The 17,947-nt window shown below is 48.3% G+C and carries 12 protein-coding genes and 1 pseudogene; 4 read left to right on the top strand and 9 right to left on the bottom strand.

Annotated elements, in window-relative coordinates; translation table 11 throughout:
• Window positions 1-53: 53 nt before the first annotated feature.
• From AC1DLI_RS07585 to AC1DLI_RS07560, 6 genes are all read right to left on the bottom strand, one after another.
• A complete protein-coding gene (locus AC1DLI_RS07585) occupies window positions 54-1,421 on the bottom strand; it encodes a TrkH family potassium uptake protein (protein ID WP_477601111.1) in 1,368 nt (455 codons plus the stop codon).
• Window positions 1,422-1,456: 35 nt separating this feature from the next.
• On the bottom strand, window positions 1,457-3,052 hold the full coding sequence (locus tag AC1DLI_RS07580) for a histidine kinase N-terminal 7TM domain-containing diguanylate cyclase (protein ID WP_477601109.1): 1,596 nt from the start codon (window positions 3,050-3,052) through the stop codon (window positions 1,457-1,459).
• Window positions 3,053-3,368: 316 nt separating this feature from the next.
• On the bottom strand, window positions 3,369-5,639 hold the full coding sequence (locus AC1DLI_RS07575) for a PAS domain S-box protein (RefSeq protein ID WP_477601107.1): 2,271 nt from the start codon (window positions 5,637-5,639) through the stop codon (window positions 3,369-3,371).
• 129 nt (window positions 5,640-5,768) lie between these two features.
• Window positions 5,769-6,254: a hypothetical protein gene (locus AC1DLI_RS07570; RefSeq protein WP_308998053.1), complete on the bottom strand. Its 486-nt coding sequence runs from the start codon at window positions 6,252-6,254 to the stop codon at window positions 5,769-5,771.
• 108 nt (window positions 6,255-6,362) lie between these two features.
• Window positions 6,363-6,866 (bottom strand): hypothetical protein, encoded by a 504-nt coding sequence (locus AC1DLI_RS07565; protein ID WP_477601105.1) that lies wholly within the window; start codon window positions 6,864-6,866, stop codon window positions 6,363-6,365.
• 116 nt (window positions 6,867-6,982) lie between these two features.
• Window positions 6,983-9,100, bottom strand: a complete 2,118-nt coding sequence (locus AC1DLI_RS07560; RefSeq protein ID WP_477601103.1) for a multicopper oxidase family protein — start codon at window positions 9,098-9,100, stop codon at window positions 6,983-6,985.
• 284 nt (window positions 9,101-9,384) lie between these two features.
• Between AC1DLI_RS07560 and AC1DLI_RS07555 the strand changes: the two genes are divergently transcribed.
• The 4 genes and pseudogenes from AC1DLI_RS07555 (at window position 9,385) to AC1DLI_RS07540 (ending at window position 14,416) form a co-directional block, all read left to right on the top strand.
• Entirely contained in the window at window positions 9,385-9,603 is a 219-nt protein-coding gene (locus AC1DLI_RS07555; protein WP_477601101.1) for a hypothetical protein, read from the top strand.
• Between the two features lie 277 nt (window positions 9,604-9,880).
• Window positions 9,881-11,334: pseudogene (locus AC1DLI_RS07550) on the top strand (MATE family efflux transporter).
• A 271-nt stretch (window positions 11,335-11,605) separates the two neighbouring features.
• Entirely contained in the window at window positions 11,606-12,139 is a 534-nt protein-coding gene (locus tag AC1DLI_RS07545; RefSeq protein ID WP_477601099.1) for a YceI family protein, read from the top strand.
• Between the two features lie 279 nt (window positions 12,140-12,418).
• The gene (locus tag AC1DLI_RS07540; RefSeq protein WP_477601097.1) at window positions 12,419-14,416 is read left to right on the top strand and encodes a GTP-binding protein; all 1,998 of its coding nucleotides are present in this window, start codon (window positions 12,419-12,421) and stop codon (window positions 14,414-14,416) included.
• 181 nt (window positions 14,417-14,597) lie between these two features.
• Here AC1DLI_RS07540 and AC1DLI_RS07535 read toward each other — a convergent pair whose 3' ends face one another.
• From AC1DLI_RS07535 to AC1DLI_RS07525, 3 genes are all read right to left on the bottom strand, one after another.
• The gene (locus AC1DLI_RS07535) at window positions 14,598-15,995 is read right to left on the bottom strand and encodes a glycoside hydrolase family 32 protein (protein ID WP_477601095.1); all 1,398 of its coding nucleotides are present in this window, start codon (window positions 15,993-15,995) and stop codon (window positions 14,598-14,600) included.
• A gap of 275 nt (window positions 15,996-16,270) precedes the next feature.
• Window positions 16,271-16,837 (bottom strand): hypothetical protein, encoded by a 567-nt coding sequence (locus AC1DLI_RS07530; RefSeq protein WP_477601093.1) that lies wholly within the window; start codon window positions 16,835-16,837, stop codon window positions 16,271-16,273.
• Between the two features lie 505 nt (window positions 16,838-17,342).
• The gene (locus AC1DLI_RS07525; protein ID WP_308998044.1) at window positions 17,343-17,894 is read right to left on the bottom strand and encodes an NADPH-dependent FMN reductase; all 552 of its coding nucleotides are present in this window, start codon (window positions 17,892-17,894) and stop codon (window positions 17,343-17,345) included.
• Between the last annotated feature and the right edge of the window lie 53 nt (window positions 17,895-17,947).

The following is a 17,947-nucleotide window of genomic DNA, read 5'->3' as shown; positions in this document are numbered from 1 at the left end:
GACTAGTCTATCTTTATCGTATCATCCGTCTGATAAAAGATGCAAATGGGCTGCTAGCCGATTGTGATTTTTCCTTCGGGGAAACGATATAGCTCTTTTTTTGAACGTGTATTGAGAGCAAAAGCAAGCGTGACCGGTCCAAGGCGGCCCACAAACATGAGCAATATAATAATGATTTTGCCGATTTCGCTTAAATGACTCGTTAATCCAGCAGACATGCCTACCGTACAGTAAGCAGAGGTCGCCTCAAACAAAATAGCGAGAAATGATCCGGTCTCCGTTATGGACAGAAGCATCGTCGCTCCGCAAATAATCGAGAACGCAATCATGGTGAACATGATGGCTTGATGAATTTGCTGTTTGGCAATACGGTAACGGAACAGCACGACATCATCTTTCCCGCGAATCATCGCAATGATTGATCCGATCAGAATAGCAAAGGTTGTTACCCGTATACCGCCGCCCGTTGAGCCTGGCCCCGCGCCAATGAACATGAGCAGGATGAGGAAAAACTGTGTAACCTCCCGCAGCATGCTGGGATCTATCGTACTCAGGCCTGCAGAACGCGCGGTTACGGATTGAAATGAAGCACCAAGAAATTTGCCGACTGCCGATAATGGCTGCAGCGTTTGAGGATTGGAGAATTCAAGCGCAAAAATAACAACGGCTCCAATGACCGTAAGAACTCCGGTTACCGATAGAACGACCTTGCTGTGCAGACTGAACTTTCGGTTTTTTGGATAGGTTACGAGCTCCGAAATCACGATAAACCCAATCCCTCCGAAAAAAATAAGCAGCATGGATACGATATTAACAAAAGGATCCTCCACGTAATGAATGAGGCTGCTTGCCCGCTCGGGAAATTGGGAGAATAGATCGAAGCCGGCGTTATTAAAGAAAGAGATGCTGTGGAATATGCCAAAATAAATCGACTGTCCGACAGGCATTTCCAGCATAAAATAGCTGCTGAGCATTATCGCGCCGGATAACTCGATGACGAGGGCGTAGAGCAATACTTTACGAATCATGCGCACGATGCCTTCAGTGGAGCCATAGTTCATCGATTCCTGAAGCACAAGCCGCTCTCGAAATGAAATCCGTTTGCGAAACAGCAGCGCAAATAAGGTCGCCATGGTCATAAAGCCCAGTCCGCCGACTTGGACTAGTATGATTATGACGACCTGACCGAAGGTGGAGAAGTGCGTACCGGTGTTCAGTACGGTAAGCCCTGTAACGCAGGTGGCGCTAGCCGACATAAATAAAGCATCCAAATAAGAAATAGAAATATCATTTGTGTAGGAGATCGGTCGTGACAGGAGCTGGGCGCCAATCAGAATGATCAAAATAAAGCCGAACGTCATGACTTGCGGCGGGCTTGGTCGAAAACGCAATTTGTTGCGCAGGTCAGCTGCTTTAAGCATAATTCACCCCACCTATCTCTTTCATGCTAGTATGGTTATTTTACTTGGTTTGCATGTACACCGTCCTGGTTTGAGAGATGTACAGCGTTCCGTCCGCTATGCTTCGAGCGGTAAAGGGCGATATCCGCCTCGCTTAGAAGCGCCTCCAGCGGAATATCCGCGGTACGCGCTTGCGTAATGCCAAAGCTGGCGGTGATCGTTATCGCTTTAGCTGAGCTATAGAGCGGATTACCCGCAATTTCTGCACGCAGCTGCTCAGCGGTTTGTCCGGCTTGTTCAAGTGACATATTCGGCAAGCTGATGGCAAATTCCTCGCCGCCATACCGGCCGAATAGAGCATTAGAGGGGAGTATTTGCTGACAGATCATGACGATGTGCTTGAGCGCGAAGTCTCCAACGCTGTGGCCATAACGGTCATTGATTTGTTTGAAATGATCGATATCAAGCAAGATAAAAGAGAACGGCGTCTTTGTAAGGTGGGCGGCAGTCAGCAGCTCCCTGCTTTTTTCCATGAAAAAAGTACGGTTATAAATAAACGTGAGCCCGTCAATTTCCGCGAGACGGCGCAGCTTATTTTGGAGAAGCGTGTGTTCCGTTACATCAATCATAACAATGGTTCTGCCCGCAATCTGTCCATTTGATTTAAGAAGCTTTGAGGATCGTATCCGATAGTAGGATGTTTCACCACCGCGCACCCATTTCAGTTCCTGCTCACGATCCAAGGTATCGTCTATGCCGAACGAGAAAGCACCGGTATCCACACCGCGCTTCCAAACATGATCCAGCCGTTGGCCGATCGACTTGGGCGTAAGCGCCGGAATGATTTTGGTTGCGGCTCCGTTAAAATCCATGATTTGGTTTTCTAAATTAAGCACGAGCACTCCGTCACGCATGCTCTCGAATATATGCTCCCGAGCAATAGGAGCAACGGTAAGCAGCGATGTCGAGAAAATAGATGTAACATACAAGGTTGATGTGATACACATCAATATCGGTACGGGGTCCATGCCAAGCGGAGTGAGCCCGAGTACATAAGCAAGCGCTCCCAGCATGGGTAGAGTAATGCAAATGGCGAGCGTTACGATTTGCTTGCGGTAAATTGATTTGGTCTTCCGCCAATAACGCCACAATAAAAATAAGCTGGCAAACATCGACCCGGAGGTGTAGCTGCCGTGAATGTAATACCAGATGCCAGGCACTACATCAACCATAGGGATAGCGACGTTTGGGTGCAGATACAGATCCTTATAAAACAAATGATGAAATTCATTGGTAGTAACCATGAGCAGCGTGATAGCTGGAATGACGAAAAAGATCCATGACTTCTTGAATGTGTTGAATTTTTCAATGCCGACATAATGCATGACCAGCAGCAAACTGCAGGGGGAGATGAACGGCATGCCAAGGTACTCAATATTTAACCAAAAACGGATCTCGCGAAGCGAACCGCTGGCAAGCTCGAATGCAAAGGCGAAGGTGTATACGGCGGATAAAATGGTCGACCACATAAATACTTTCATGCCTGTGAACTTTTTCTTGTTGTTGTAAGCATATATGGCAAGCAGCACGCTAAGAACGCCGGAAATAATGACAAAAGTAATATACTGGGAAATAGGGGTATCCATAGTCATCAACATAAGCGGCTCCAATGTAGCGGAATAATAGAAAGTTATAGCTTCAGCCTGGCGTTAGCAAGCGAACAGGCTACGGACACATTTTACCATATGAGCTCGTTCTTCATCAAAATAATATAAATTTCGCGATTTCAGTCTGCTAGATTAGAATAGACTGTCGAAATTTGTGAAAGTAAAACTAAGGTTTGGATAATAAGGAGCTTGAAACGAGGAAGGGGAGCAGAGAGGATCAGCAAAGAATATATTCCTCTTGATTTAAATGAAGAAAGTTGACGCCAAGCTAAACTTGGCGTCAGCTTCTTGCCTTTTGTAGTTATTTCGCTTGAATAGGCAGTGTAATCTCAACGCAGGTACCCTTGCCAATCTCGCTTCGGAAAACAATAGATCCTTTATGGGCAGCGATGATTTGTTGGCTGACCATGAGGCCAAGGCCGTTGCCGCTTGCCTTTTTCGTAAAGAAGGGCTCGCCCAAGCGTATCAAATCATCCTCAGCAATTCCGCAGCCCTGATCAATGAACTGCAATATAATCGCATTTCTATTATTGCTTTCAAGCTTGATGGAAAGCACGCCGCCTTCTGGCATGGCTTCAATTCCGTTTTTCATAATATTGACGAAAACCTGCTTAAGCTGGTTCGCCTCGCCTATAACCTCGGGCAGCTCGGCGCCGGCGAGCAAAGCATGCTGAACATTGCTCATCTTTGCTTCTGAATCGAGCAGCATCATAATATCGCCGACAAGGGTAATTAAGTTTACCGGCTGATAATGAGTGGCCTGCGGCTTAGCGAATACGAGAAACTCGCTCACGATCATATTAATCTGATCAAGCTCGCCTAGCATGACCTCGAGATGAGAAGGCGTTAAAGAGCCAGTCTGCTGCTGCAGCTGCACAAAGCCCCTCAGGGTCGTCAGCGGGTTACGCACCTCATGAGCAACGCCTGCCGCAATTTGTCCGACCACCGACAGCTTCTCGGAGCGTCGTATGATTTCTTCAGTTTGCTTACGGGACGTAATATTCCGTGAAATGGTGGCGATCGCAATAATGTCGCCCAGCTCATCGCGTATTGGAGATACTGTAATGCTTAAATCAATGAGCTGACCGGATTTGGTATATCGGACGGTTTCAAAGTCGGTTACGGAGCCGCCTCGAAGCACGTTAGCCTCCAGCTCATGCTGCGAGCTGAGATAATCGCTTGGCACATTATCTAGCGGCCTGCCAAGCGCCTCCTCCTCACTCCAGCCGTACATTTTCTCGAATGCTTTGTTCACCTGAATGACCTGGCCCGCTAAATCTGCAACATGAATCGCATCCGATGTATGATTTACGAAAGATTCCAGGTACTGCTTCGTGTTTCGCAGCTCTTCAGCCGTATCCTGGAGCTGAGTGGTATAGCTGTACAAATTATTGCCCATTGTATCGATGCGTGAAGCAAGCAGGCCTAACTCATCATTACTGCGGATTGTAATGATTTTACTGAAATTTCCTGTGGCGATCGCATTTACTTTATTCAATATTTGATTCAGGCCGCGAATCATAAAGCCAGCAATAAAATAACTCGCAAACATCGTTACCAGAACGAGACATAGTGAGATAAGCGATTGCATAATCAGCTGGCGTTTAAGCGGCTTCAAAATAGATTGATGGTCGAAGCTGATACAGATGACATAGGTCTTGTCGATGGTAATCGGAATAAAGGTTTTCATGACTTGCTTGCCCATGATATTGCTTTTCGCCGTAACCGTCTTACCGCTGTCCAGCGCTTTTTGTATATTAACGGAATCATTCTCTTGGTCTTTGTAGGTGTATTGTCCAAAGGGAATGTCGCGTACGTCCAAATTGTATACAGGAATGCCTTTTTTCATTTTTATGATTGGACTTTTTCCGAAAAACTGCGGATCGAAGCCGGTAATTTCCAGAATATCCTGCTGATCGGCAATGATCTTATTGACGATGGAATTCGTCCCGATCGAATTGTCGAAATCGAGAAGCACTTGCGCATTCACGTAAGGATTAATCATATAGTTCGTCGTTCCGTCGTAATAGTCGCCCCATTTCCTTATTTTTTTAGGGTCTGAGGTGGAGAAATTAAACGGTCCCGACCAAAAGTTTTCCAGCTTTTGCCCTTGGGGAATGGTGACGTTATGATTTTCAAAAAGTTGCAAAAATGCCCTATGCCAATAGTCCCACGTTTTGGAGCTCATATTAATCTCATTGGGGTCGGATGATTTTAAAACGATAACATCGTCATCAAAGCGTTTCCAAAGTGTAATATGATCGACGCCAAGCTTGCGGCTTAGCTCGACGAGCTGTTCGTTTTTAACTTTATCAATATCGGGATCAAGCTGCTCCTTGGCTGCAATAGCAACGTTTCTCAGCTTCTCGCCGATGGAATCCTCCATGGATTGCCGGGCGCTTTCCGATGCTGCAATCGTGAGGCTAATTTGCTTGGCAATATTGTTTACCTGCTGCTCGAGACTGGTCTGCACCTCAGCTTTGGAGGAAAAATAATAGATAGATAAGCTCAGTGCCAAAATGACGGCAACAATGATTGAAATTGAAAATGATAGTTTTGTTTTAATGGACAATTGGATATCCCCCCGGGGTTCTAAGGTGCACATACTACAATTAGACACGGGATGACAAAAATCCTGTTTATCTGCATAGAAAAAAGGAGAAACCTGTCCGGTTCTCCTTTAATTGACTTTTGTATTAGATTATTCGCGCGTGAACTGTTCCTCGAGGAGATATTCTTCTGCTTCTTCATACGTTTCAAAGGCAGATTCGAGGTTAAGATCGGCATATAAATACCATAGATCTTCTTCGAAAAGCAGCGTTAACACGGCGTTGTCCGGTCCGATCCAGCGCTGTTCCAGGGCTGGTTTTTTCTTTTTCTTCTTTTTCGATTCCGGTTTCTCCGGAGGTGCTATAGCGAGGGAGCTAATCGATTTTTCGATAATCGAGCGAAGCTCTTCCTCCGTAAAGTCCCTAATATTGACGAGGCCTTTGTCATCGGTTGCTACACCAGGCACCAGGCCGGCGAATACATAGCCGTTTCCGTTCGGATGCAGATGGTGCACGACCGACTTTTTCTCATGGGCACTTTCTTCATAGTGGAAGTTGGTGCGGCCTAGAGAGACGTCCTTCCGTACCAATTCGGGAAAGGCTTCGATAACAGCGAGCTTTTGTTCAAAAGACAGCATATGTTTCCTCCTAAAGTTTGCGAAGCAAACCACTTCGTAAGCATGGGCTTAGTTTGCGAAGCAGCTGTTGCGATGCTTGTGATTATACCACATTGCAGGAGGAAGCTGTTAGGCGTCCTTCTTCTTCATTAGAAGAAGCATGGCGCCGGCAAGAATGAATGCGATGGCGATAATCGGCTGGCTGAGCACGAATTTGTTGTAGAAGGAGCCGATTGAGAAAACTGCGAAGAAGAGGAGCGACAGCACGCTCAAAATGTTGATGGGGATAAGCAGCCATTTGTTGCGGTTTCCGAACCAATAAAATTCGAACAAGCCGACGGTAACGGCAAGAATAAAGCCTGGCCACATGTATTCCCAATTATTGAAGAGCATGGCGATTTGGCAAATGACGCCTGCGGTAAACAAAATGCCGCCAGGGATAAGCAGCCCGGTTCCTTTTCTGCCGATCATCGAGAAGTATAGCCAGTGGAAAAAAAGTCCGAGCGGAATAACGAATAACGATGGCCAGAAGTAGGCAAATATTTTGCCAGGGCCGAAGGTTTCGCCTTGGTTTAGAAATAAGCAAGCACCGAGCAGCAGGAGGACAAGCCCGCCAATTGTTCTTAAATTCATTGTTCAAAAGCACCCCTATCCACGTTTTATTAGCTGCATTCAGCATAGCATATAATGAAAATGACTGTCCTCCTGCTGTAGGTAAAATTGCAAACTGGACTAAAGTCCAGTTTCATCTACTCCGGATGGTTCGGGGTAGCCGTACCGACCTCGAACGGCGATGCAACGCCCTCGTACATGAGATGCATCGTCATGCCGGCGGCCGCATGCGTAAGGTTATGGCAGTGGTCCATCCAGATGCCGGGGTTATCCGCGCGGAAAGCGACCTCGTAAGATTCGCCCGGAGCGACATCGAGCGTATCGGACCACCAGAGGCTCCCGCTTACAGTCTCATTGTTGCGTGACAGCACCAGCATATGATGGCCGTGCAAATGCATCGGGTGCTCGACGGAGCTGCGGTTAATAATGGTTGTTTTCACAAGTTCGCCCTCCTTCACGACAAACATGGGCGTATTCGGAAAGACTTCGCCGTTAATCGTATCGTAGGCGGCAAAGCCTCCGTTATAAAAGGCAAAGCGATTGTCTAATATCATCATAAACTCGCGATCAAACTTGCTGTTTCTATTAAAAGGAGCGTCTGCTGCCGCAGTCCCGTAATGGGTGGGATCAAAGGTTGTTACAGCGGGACGCTCCGGAATGTCTCCGCTACCATCATTGCTCATTAGTATACCCAGGGAATTGCCATTCCCTACCCGTAGGAAGACAGGATGGTCAGGCATGATAAAGGTGACATCATACCGGCCGCCGGTGAGCAAGTCGAGGCTTTGGTTTTGCAGCTCTGTCGGACCAGTCAGGTCGGTGCCGTCTATCGCGGTTACTTTGAAAGGAACCCCCGTTAAAATATAGTTTTGCCGGACCCAATCATCTGTATTGATAAGGCGAAGCTTAATCGTCGTGCCGGGTGCGATTGTTTTTCGCTGCACAGCCTGTTCAGATCCGATCGACATGCCTGCGCCGCGCCAGTTGTGCGTGATAACTGTAATGTCTTCAACATCCACGGAGACCGCTTCCTGCGGTTCCACGATAAGTGCGCCGAACAGACCTTTCTCAACTGCCGTTTTGGAGTTCTGATGAGAATGATACCAGAAGGTCCCCGTCTGCTCCGCGATAAAACGATACGTAAAGGTTTCCCCGGGCATTACTGCATTTTGAGTAGCGCCGGCGACACCGTCTTCGGCATTTGGCACATCCAGGCCGTGCCAGTGCAGCGTTGCGCCGTCCTCGATATCTTTGTTTATGAGTGTAACTTCGACGAGCTCTCCTTCCCTCATACGGAGCTCAGGGCCAGGGATTTGACCGTTATAGGTCCATGCTTCTACCTGCTTGCCGGAGCGGAGAGTAATGGTCGTCTGCTCGGCAGTGAGCGTGAACTTGCGATCGGGTATGCCCGTGCGCGGTCCAGTCAGCTCAGTGACCGGAATGGAAGGGGCTGCTCCAACCTCTTTGCTGGCTTGATTCATGGCCGTATGAGGCGGGTGATCTTCAAGCGTATGTCCCTGTGAAGCGTGGCCTGCTATTCCGTAATCTGCTTTTCCTGACATCATGCTTAGTGTCTTAGGCAGCCGGCTGCTCTCCATGGCCGTAAGGAACGGAATGCTGCTGACGGCTAAAATGGCAAGGAGCATGCCGGTATGCGTCAGCCGGCGCCGCCATGGGCGGTAGACAAGCGCTGCCTCCGCTGCAAGCTGGTTGCGGCGGGATTGCAGCATCCACAGCAAGCAGGCAACGAACAATAATAGGGTAGCCGGCATGGTAATTGCTGTCCAATGGAAGGGGATGGGCGGCACGAAAGCAAAATAAAACAGCGCAACAGAGCACAATGCCGCTAGTTGAAAGGGAACGATAAATATCGGATCGGAAGCTTGGCGGCGGCGTGCGACATCAGGAGCATTTTCCGAGCGTCCCCCCGTCCGCTGCAAGAGCTTACGGAGTCTGGGGAAGGAGTAGAACCAAATGAGGAGGACAGGCAGCAAGGCAAGCGGTGTGCGAACAAGCAGCCGGTCCATCCAAAATAAAGGATGCGAAGTAGCTGCAAGAATGATATCAGCAGCAGCCATTACAGCAGCGAGCAGGCTGAGGCTGACGGACCAAAAAATAAGCTTGCGGGTTTTGCGGTAAAGCTGCTTCTCCGATGGGTTATAAATAAGCTTTGACGCTTTCCCGGCGGCGATAAAGGAAAAAATAACAAATAGCATTAAAGCGCCGAGCTCCGAATTAATGAGTAGTGAATACATCGAAATAGCCTCCTGAAGAATTGTTTTTCTGCGTTTGTGGGCTCTATAGAAGAAACCGTTTACTAGTCGTATTTCATCTTATTTAGTTCGCGAGAATTGAAAAACCGCCGTAGGTCTGAACGAAGTCCTAGACCTGTGGCGGGGGGATATTCGTCGAATGATCGCGAATGGAATCGAACGCTACAAAAAGCGGAAATACTTCTTATAAAGCGACATTTTACACCCCTTGTTTAGTTCTATGAAAGCGCTATTATTAAGGTAATAAGAAGTAGGAGGTGAATAATATGAGCCAAGAGGAAGAAGTAGTTCAAGAAGGCGCGGAAGAGACCGCAGAACTCATTTCAGAAGAGGCTCCAGCGGAAGAAGCAGTAGAAGCTGTTGAGGCTGAACTGGAAGAAGAAGCGGAAGAAGCTGCTGCTGCAGTAGAGGAAGATGCTGCAGAGGAAGCGGAAGAAGAGGCGGCTGAGGAAGAAGCTGCTGAAGAAGAGTCTGAAGAGCAATAATGATATCTATCATTTTAAATTATAAAGAGGAAGACTGTTCGGAGGCCGTTTTGACGGCTTTAGAATAGTCTTTTTTTATATATAAGACATTCTGTTTTTACTTATCAATATGCTTATATATCTCATCGAAACGAGCTTTTGCCGTCGAAAAAAGACGACTGCGGCCGTTTACGCTTGTAGATCTGAATTCTAGTTTTACAAGTATGCGTTTACATCGAAACTACCAACATTTTATTCGTGTAAAAGCACATTTCTAACGTGCAATAGCCCTCTCGATATGCTACGATACCTTGTGCTTTACTTTTCCTATTAGAAGAAGGTGACAACATGACAACGGCAGAAGCCGGTAAAGGACAAGGGCAGCAGGAGCAGAAGGGCATTAATTTGTTTTTCCTAACATGGCCTATATTTTTAGAAATCTTTTTGTTTATGCTCATGGGAATCGCGGATACGCTCATGCTTAGCGCAATTTCGGATAATGCCGTATCCGGCGTCGGGGCATCCAATCAATATTTGCATATCGCCATTTTGCTGCTGGAGGTCATCGGTAACGGGGCGTCGATCGTCGTTGCGCAATATATCGGGTCTCGAAAGTTTATAGAAGCCGCAAAAATATCAGCTCTTGCCGTAACGCTCAATCTAGCAGTCGGGCTGCTTATAAGCTTAACGTTCGTGCTGTTTGGCGGTCAATTGCTGCAGACATTGAATTTGCAGGGCGAGATCCTCGTCCATGCCAAAAGCTATCTATCGATCGTAGGCGGGATGATTTTCCTGCAAGCGATTATTAACTCCATCTCGGCGATTATTCGCGTGCATGGCTTTACGAAGGAAGCGATGCTTGTATCGCTTGGCATGAATGTCGTTCATATTATCTTTAACTATTTGCTCATATTCGGTAAGTTCGGCTTTCCGGAGATGGGCGTACAGGGTGCGGCGCTGTCATCCGTCATCAGCCGCGCGTTAGCGCTGGTCGTTTTCTTCTGGATGCTGTATCGAATTATGTCGGTGAGGGTAGAGCTGCACTACTATTTTACCTTGTCGAAGGAGTATATCGCTAAAATTTTGAAAATCGGCATACCGTCTGCTTTGGAGCAGGTGATGTACCAAGCCTGTCAGATCGTATTCTTATATTATGCGACTTATCTTGGCGCAGCCTCGCTTGCAGCCAAAAATTACGCGAATAACATTTCGATGTTTACTTATTTGTTTGCCTTTGCGATCGGCATGGGTACATCGATTATCGTCGGCCGGCTTGTCGGGGCAGGCGAGCAAACGACAGCCTATCACCGGGTTTGGAAAAGCGTACGCTGGGCAAGCGGTGTAACTTTATTCGCTGTGCTGCTCGTCATCGCGTTCCGCGAGCCGTTGATGCGAATGTTTACGGATGACGAGGAGATTATCCGGTTAGGGATAAACGTTCTGCTGCTGAGCATTGTGCTGGAGACAGGACGTACAATCAACATTGTGCTCGTCAACTCCTTGCGTGCAACGGGGGATGCCAAATATCCGCTCTGGATTGGCATGTTCTCGATGGTAGCGATGAGCCTTCCGCTCGGTTACTTTTTCATCTTTGTATTGGATTTAGGTTTGGCTGGCATTTGGCTGGCGATTGCCGCGGATGAATGGCTGCGCGCGTTTATTATGTTTTTCCGCTGGCGCAGCAGAGCGTGGGAGAAGCATGCGCTGGTCAAGCGCGAGCATAAGGATAAGCCGGCGGTTCTGCAAGGATAGACGGCTATAAGCAAAAGGGACATCAGGAAGCTGTTTTACTTCCAGGGTGTCCCTTTTTTTATTATACATCTACGCGAAATATTGCTGCAGAGTACGGCATAAGCCGCTTACGCTTGAGCAAATATGGCCTTATGGATTTACGGGGAAAACGCAAAAATATATTTGACAATTTTGTGTCTAAGCAATAATATATGATTATACATAACAAAAGTTAGTACATTGTAAAAAGTAAGTAAATTATAAAACACGTATTCATAGGAGGAGATTTAACATGGTAAAATCACAATGGATCGTTGATGCAACGCACAGCAGCATTGATTTCTCAGTAAAGCATATGATGATCGCAAAGGTAAAAGGCTCTTTTCACGCTTTCGAAGCGAATATTATTGCTGACGCCGATGATCTGACTTCTGCAGACATTCAGCTGACAATCGACCTTAATAGCGTAGACACACGCAATAAAGACCGTGACGCACATCTTCGTACACCGGATTTCTTTGACATAGAGAAACATCCGTCTCTCGTATTTACATCGACGACTATTACGAAAACAGATGACGGCGAGTATTCCGTTGTCGGCGACGTGAGCCTGCATGGCGTAACGCGCTCTGAGAAATTTGCCGTTAGCTTCGAGGGCGCGGGCAAAGATCCATGGGGCAATGAAAAAGTAGGCTTCAGCGCTACGGGCAGCTTTAAACGCAGCGATTACGGCTTAACTTATAATGCTGTATTGGAAACGGGCGGCGTCCTTATCGGCGATGAAGTGAAAGTCTCGATTGATATTGAAGCGACTCAACAAGGCTAATTTTAATTTAGCTATCATTAAATATAAGAAAGTATACCTTATACGATGCTTATATTTCACCGCGAAACGAGCTTTTGCCGCCAAGTACGGCGTAAGCCGTTTACGCTTGTAAACGGCTTATCCGGGCGATTGCTGGGATAAGCTGTTTTTTTGCTTTATTTGTCCCCTTTATACTGCTGCAATTAACGAAGAGAGCAGCGACAGCCGTTTACGCTTGCTGGAAGGCGCTTTCAGCGTTAGGATAAGGAAAGGACGAGCGAGTTAGGGGAGACATGCAAAATGGAGACTAATGCTTCAAAACATATACGAAACATCGGAATATTCGCACATGTTGACGCGGGGAAAACGACCACGACGGAGCAGATTTTATTCCACAGCGGCCGAATTCGGTCGCTTGGCAGCGTTGATGCGGGCACGTCCCAGACGGACTTTCTGGAAGTTGAACGCTCCAGGGGAATCTCAGTACGCGCTGCGGCTACCCGCTTTTCTTGGCAGGGCGTGACGATTAACCTTGTTGATACACCCGGCCATGTCGATTTTTTATCCGAGGTGGAGCGATCACTGCGCGTCATGGATGGGGCCGTCCTTATCCTTTCGGCGGTTGAAGGCGTACAGGCTCAAACGGAGGTCATTTGGCATGCCCTGCGGGAACGCAACATCCCAACGCTTATTTATGTAAACAAGATGGACCGCATTGGAGCTGACCCGCAGGGGACGTTAAAGCAAATCAGGCGTTTGCTGTCCCCTCAGGCAGCACCTGTTCAAGCGCCTCTCGGTATAGAGGACAGCTTTAGCGGCGCGCTGAGCGTGCTCGACTTAGCAGCTGACGATACGGGTGATGCGCAAGGCTATTTGCAGCTGCTGGAAGAAACGGTGGCTGAGCGGGAGGAGTCGCTGCTTCTCCATTATTTGGACAGCGGAACGCTTCCTAGGGAGGAGCTTATTCAAAAGCTGCCCTCACTGACGCAGAAGGGGGAGCTGTATCCTGTTCTTTTTGGCGCATCAAACAGAGGAATAGGGATTGAACCGCTGATGCAGGCGATGGTATCGCTCCTCCCCCCGCCGTTAACGGTCTCGAACGGCCCAGTGTCGGGCGTTGTATTCCGAATTGAACGTGATGCGGCAATGGGGCGGATCGCCTATGTGCGTTTATATAGCGGCGTTTTGCGCAATCGTGATTCCGTTCGCAATGAGACGCAGCAGCTTGAGGAGAAAATTACGCAGATCCGCAAAATCGACGGGCAGAAGGCTGAGGATGTCGGACTGCTGGAAGCAGGCGATATTGCTGCCGTTTGCGGCTGGAACCAGGCGCGTATTGGCGATATTATCGGCTGCGCGGATTATGTTCCCGGTGAGACGCGGCTGGCTGTGCCGCTGCTAACCGTTCAAGTGAAGTGGAGCAATGAGGCGGAATACCCGGCAGTCGTCGCAGCGCTGCAGGAGCTGGCGGATGAAGACCCGCTGCTGGATTTGCAGTGGCTGCAAGAGCAGCGCGAGCTGCATCTCAAGGTGATGGGTCCGATTCAGATCGAAGTTCTGACCCATCTGCTGAACAATCGGTATGGCTTGAAGGTTGAATTCGGTCAGCCCTCCGTCATTTACAAAGAAACGCCTGCCCAAATAGGCGAGGGTTTTATTGCTTATACGATGCCCAAGCCATGCTGGGCCATTCTGCGGTTCCGCATCGAGCCTGGCGAACGCGGAAGCGGGCTAACCTACAGCGCGACGGTCCGTTCGGAGCGTCTGCTCGAACGCTATCAGCATGAAGTAGCCCGCAGTGTGCCTGAAGCGCTGCAGCAAGGGCTTTTTGGCTGGGAAGTAACAGACTTAAAGGTGACTCTCATTGAAGGCGAGCATCATGTATGGCATACACATCCACTCGATTTTGCTCTGGCGACGCCGATGGGCATTATGGATGGCTTATCGCATACTGGCGTGAAGCTGCTGGAGCCGATGCTCTCGTTCCGTCTTTCAATTCCGGAGGAGACGGGCGGCAAGCTTATGAATGAATTGATTCTCATGCGAGGCGAGTTTGATACGCCGGTCGTCAGGCAGGAGAGAATGGAGATCGAAGGAACGCTGCCGGTAGCAACGTCACTTGATTTTCCCGCAAGATTCGGTTCGCTTACGAAGGGGAGAGGCGCCTTAGCGACCTTCTTCGCGGGCTATCGCGAATGTCCGCCAGATGTGAAGGCAGAGAGGGTACGACGAGGCGTAAACCCGCTGGACCAATCCAAATATATTTTAGCCTTTCGAAATGCGCTTGCCAGCAATTAGCCGCCGGCATGCGAATAACCGCTGCAAGCACAGGGGTGATCATGTTAAATCAACCACCATAATGTTTGGTGTTTACTTACTTAAACCAGTCCAAAAATGAAAAGAGAAACCCAACGTTTGAAATAACGTTGGGTTTCTCGACATTCTGAATGCCTAAATTAGAGGCATTTTTTGCTTGGTACTAACATATTTTCGATGCGGAAAGTTCCCAGATATCGAACTGAGTAGTCGACGCATGAGCCGTCTTCCCATACAGCCGCACTCCCGTGCTTTGCTCCAGCGTCGGATAAACCCTGGCTGACAAGCATGTCGTTTCATTGCAGAATACCTCAACCGTAGAATGATCGACGAAGACATGGAGCTTCAGCTGCCCCTCTTCTGCCTCGTAATTGCCGGTGATTGGCATACTGTGAGGAAGTGGCGACAAACTTGAATGGCTCCGGTCGATCGTTATTTGTTGAGCGATAGGATCAACAACAATGCGCGTCTCTTCCTGGCCGTCTTCGGAGCGCAGTACGCCAATGCCGAAAGAAGATTCTGCGCCAGTGAGGTCGAACTCTGCAATCAGCTCCAATGCCCTTCCTTCGATGCCTGTCCTCAGGCCATCGCCTTCTGCAGAGAGGTCAGCCTGTCCGGAATGCCGTCCGCGCAGCTTCTTAAATTCAGGGATGGGCCTCATTGCGAGCTTTCCTGAAGCTGTTAATTCAAGCTTCCGCGGCAGTGCCTGTACGCCCGACCAACCTGCAGCGCCTTCGAAATCTCCCCTCGCAACATCAGGCATCCACCCAAACAAGATACATCTTCCTTTATCATCTATAAGCAAATTAGGCGCATAGTAACCTTCCAAGCCTGCATGGTCGATCGTCCCCTTCGTTTCGGGAACAAACTGATAAGAATCCGTGAGTGTTCCTGTTAAGTATTTCACAACTCCGCCCGGAGAATAGATGAGAATGTACCTGTCATCCTGATGATAAACCAGAGGACATTCACACAGAGCGACCTCAGAATCTATATAAAGAAAATTTAGGAATGACCAATTAATTAGGTCGGCCGATTTGTAAATCGTGACGCAGCCTTTGCCTTCGTACGCCCCTCCGGTAACCATGAACCAGTCCGCGCCTTCCCGCCATACGAAAGGATCGCGCCATTCCCTAATAGCTGCACCACCGTGAATCCCGGACGTGATGACGGGATTTCCCGGATGCTTCTTCCAGCTCAGCAAACCATCAGTACTCGTTGCCATCCACTGTTCGGCGCCCGTGGCCGGATTTCTCTCGCCCTCGCCGATACTCGTATAGAAAATCTTGGCTTCAATCCCGTCATATAAGGCGCAGCCGGAGAAGCAATGTGTTTCGCCAAGTTCCGTAGAAGGGTAAAGCGCAATCGGAAGATGCTCCCAATTCACCAGATCCACGCTTCGAGCATGCCCCCAATGAATGGTTCCCCACTTGTCACCGTAAGGATTGTATTGATAGAACAAATGATAATGGCCCTCGTAAAAAATCGTCCCGTTCGGATCGTTCATCCAATTTCGTTCTGGCATAAAATGATATGACGGCCTATAAAGATACTTTTTCATTCTAAATTCACCTTTCCTCGGCTAAATAGCCCATAGCCACAATTAGCGTATCGAGTTTTTATCAATATTTACCTGGGAAATATATTGTGTATTATGAATGGAGTAGATGACAATATTTAGGTTTGCAAGTGGATTGTATAACTTTAAATCGAAAAATGTCAACGCTTTCATTCGCTTTTTGTGTTTGTTTCAAAAAAATATCCAGATCGTCTTGTGTCAACAAAACGTCTGGACCAATAATTTTATCCGAAATCAGCTTCGTTATGGATTCGCCTCTATCGTATCGGCACCGGATTAACGGCAATGATACCGTAAACCTGAGGCTCCTCCGCGGATGCGCCGAACCAAAGCTCACCTGATCCGACCATTACGCCTTGGTCTCGAACAAATAGATCATCGACCTTTTGGGCCGCCAATGCATCCTTTACGGATGGGGTTATGATCTGATCGTATTTTTCTATAAACTCTTCCTTGGATTTAATCGCAATTGGCGTTTCTCCGTTTACTCGCAGCGGCAGCAGGATAAGCTCTGCTACGGCAGCCTTCTCATCCGCGGCTACAGCCGCTTTTGCAATCTCGAACATTTTGATAAAAGCTGCAGGATCGTCAATGCCCGCGGCTGCGAAGGGATTTCCCTCCTCATTCATAGCATTTGCCGCTTCAGCTTCATTCGTAGGCGCGATTGTTGCGATGTCTTCATTAGTGTCGTCAGACGCCAGTTCACTCGTACCTGTTTGTCCGCAGCCAGCCAGTAATATCATGACTATGCCAAAAGCGGCAAAAGCCGTGAAACCCTTTTTCCTGCGTTTAGCATGCGGTAGTGTCGTCACTGTATTCGGCATAATGACCTCCTTCAAGATAGGCAGACTTATTCAGTCTGTCATTTCTCTTTTCACCGTATTGTAAACCAGACCTCGTATTTTCAACCATAAATCGTAAAAATTCCGCCTCAGCATCCTCGCGTGCTTTCTCTTAGGGATACTAGGTAATACTAAGTGTGACTATAATTCGAAAAGCATGAGAGTACGCTTGATAAGTGTTGGAATGCATCGAAGAAATGCAATACCGGTCGAATGCCGTCGGAATATCGTGGCGGACAAGATTCGCCATAAAATGCTGGACATTTGAAACAGATAAAAGGGCTGTGCCCTCGCTGTAAGCACGCAATTGCGCTTAAAGTGAGGGTACAGCCCTTGTTGTTGTTGTCTTGTAAGTACGCATTGGCTCTTAAGGGAATAACTGCTTAGTTAGCGGTTTTGAACACATATAGGTCTTTACAGTGAATGAAGCTGCCAAGTTAGTGGTCAGTCAGCACAAATATGCGTATGCAGCCTTAATTCGTCGACTTTAGTTACCTCTTACCCGTGCTGCTAGCTCGAGGAAGGATAGGGCTGCGCGATGGATACGGTCGTTTATCCCTTGGCCGCTTCCTTCGTAGCCGGCTAATCCGTCAGCGAGCTCGTTTCGCTGCGCGCCGCCGATGGAAACCCAATCCGGTGAGTTGATTCCGTGGAGATTCCGCACGATGGATTGCAGCTGCAGCAGCGAGCTTGTGCCGACGGCGCCTCCGGCGGAGCTCATGGACAGCACGGCTTTTCCGCGGAAGTGATCCTGTCCCAGGTAGTCCAGCGCATTTTTGAGTACGCCCGAAATGCTGCCGTGGTACTCGGGCGTTGCCAGCACTACTCCATCGGCCTGCAGCATGGCTTGCTGAAGCGACTGAACGGTTGCATGGTCGTAGCCAATTCCTTCAGGCGAATAAAAAGGCAGCGGCGTTTCAAATAAATCAAACAGCTGGACATGATGGCCTTTTTGCGAAATCAGCTGTCCCACATTTACCGCGAGACGGGTGCTGGTTGCGGATTTTCGGTTGCTTCCTGTTATGATTACGATTTTCATTAAAATCTTCCTTTCGTCATTCCCTTTGATTGACTCTATCGTATCACTTCGAA

Source organism: Paenibacillus sp. 01T443, from assembly GCF_056398325.1.
This window is presented reverse-complemented; position numbering and strand designations above follow the sequence as displayed.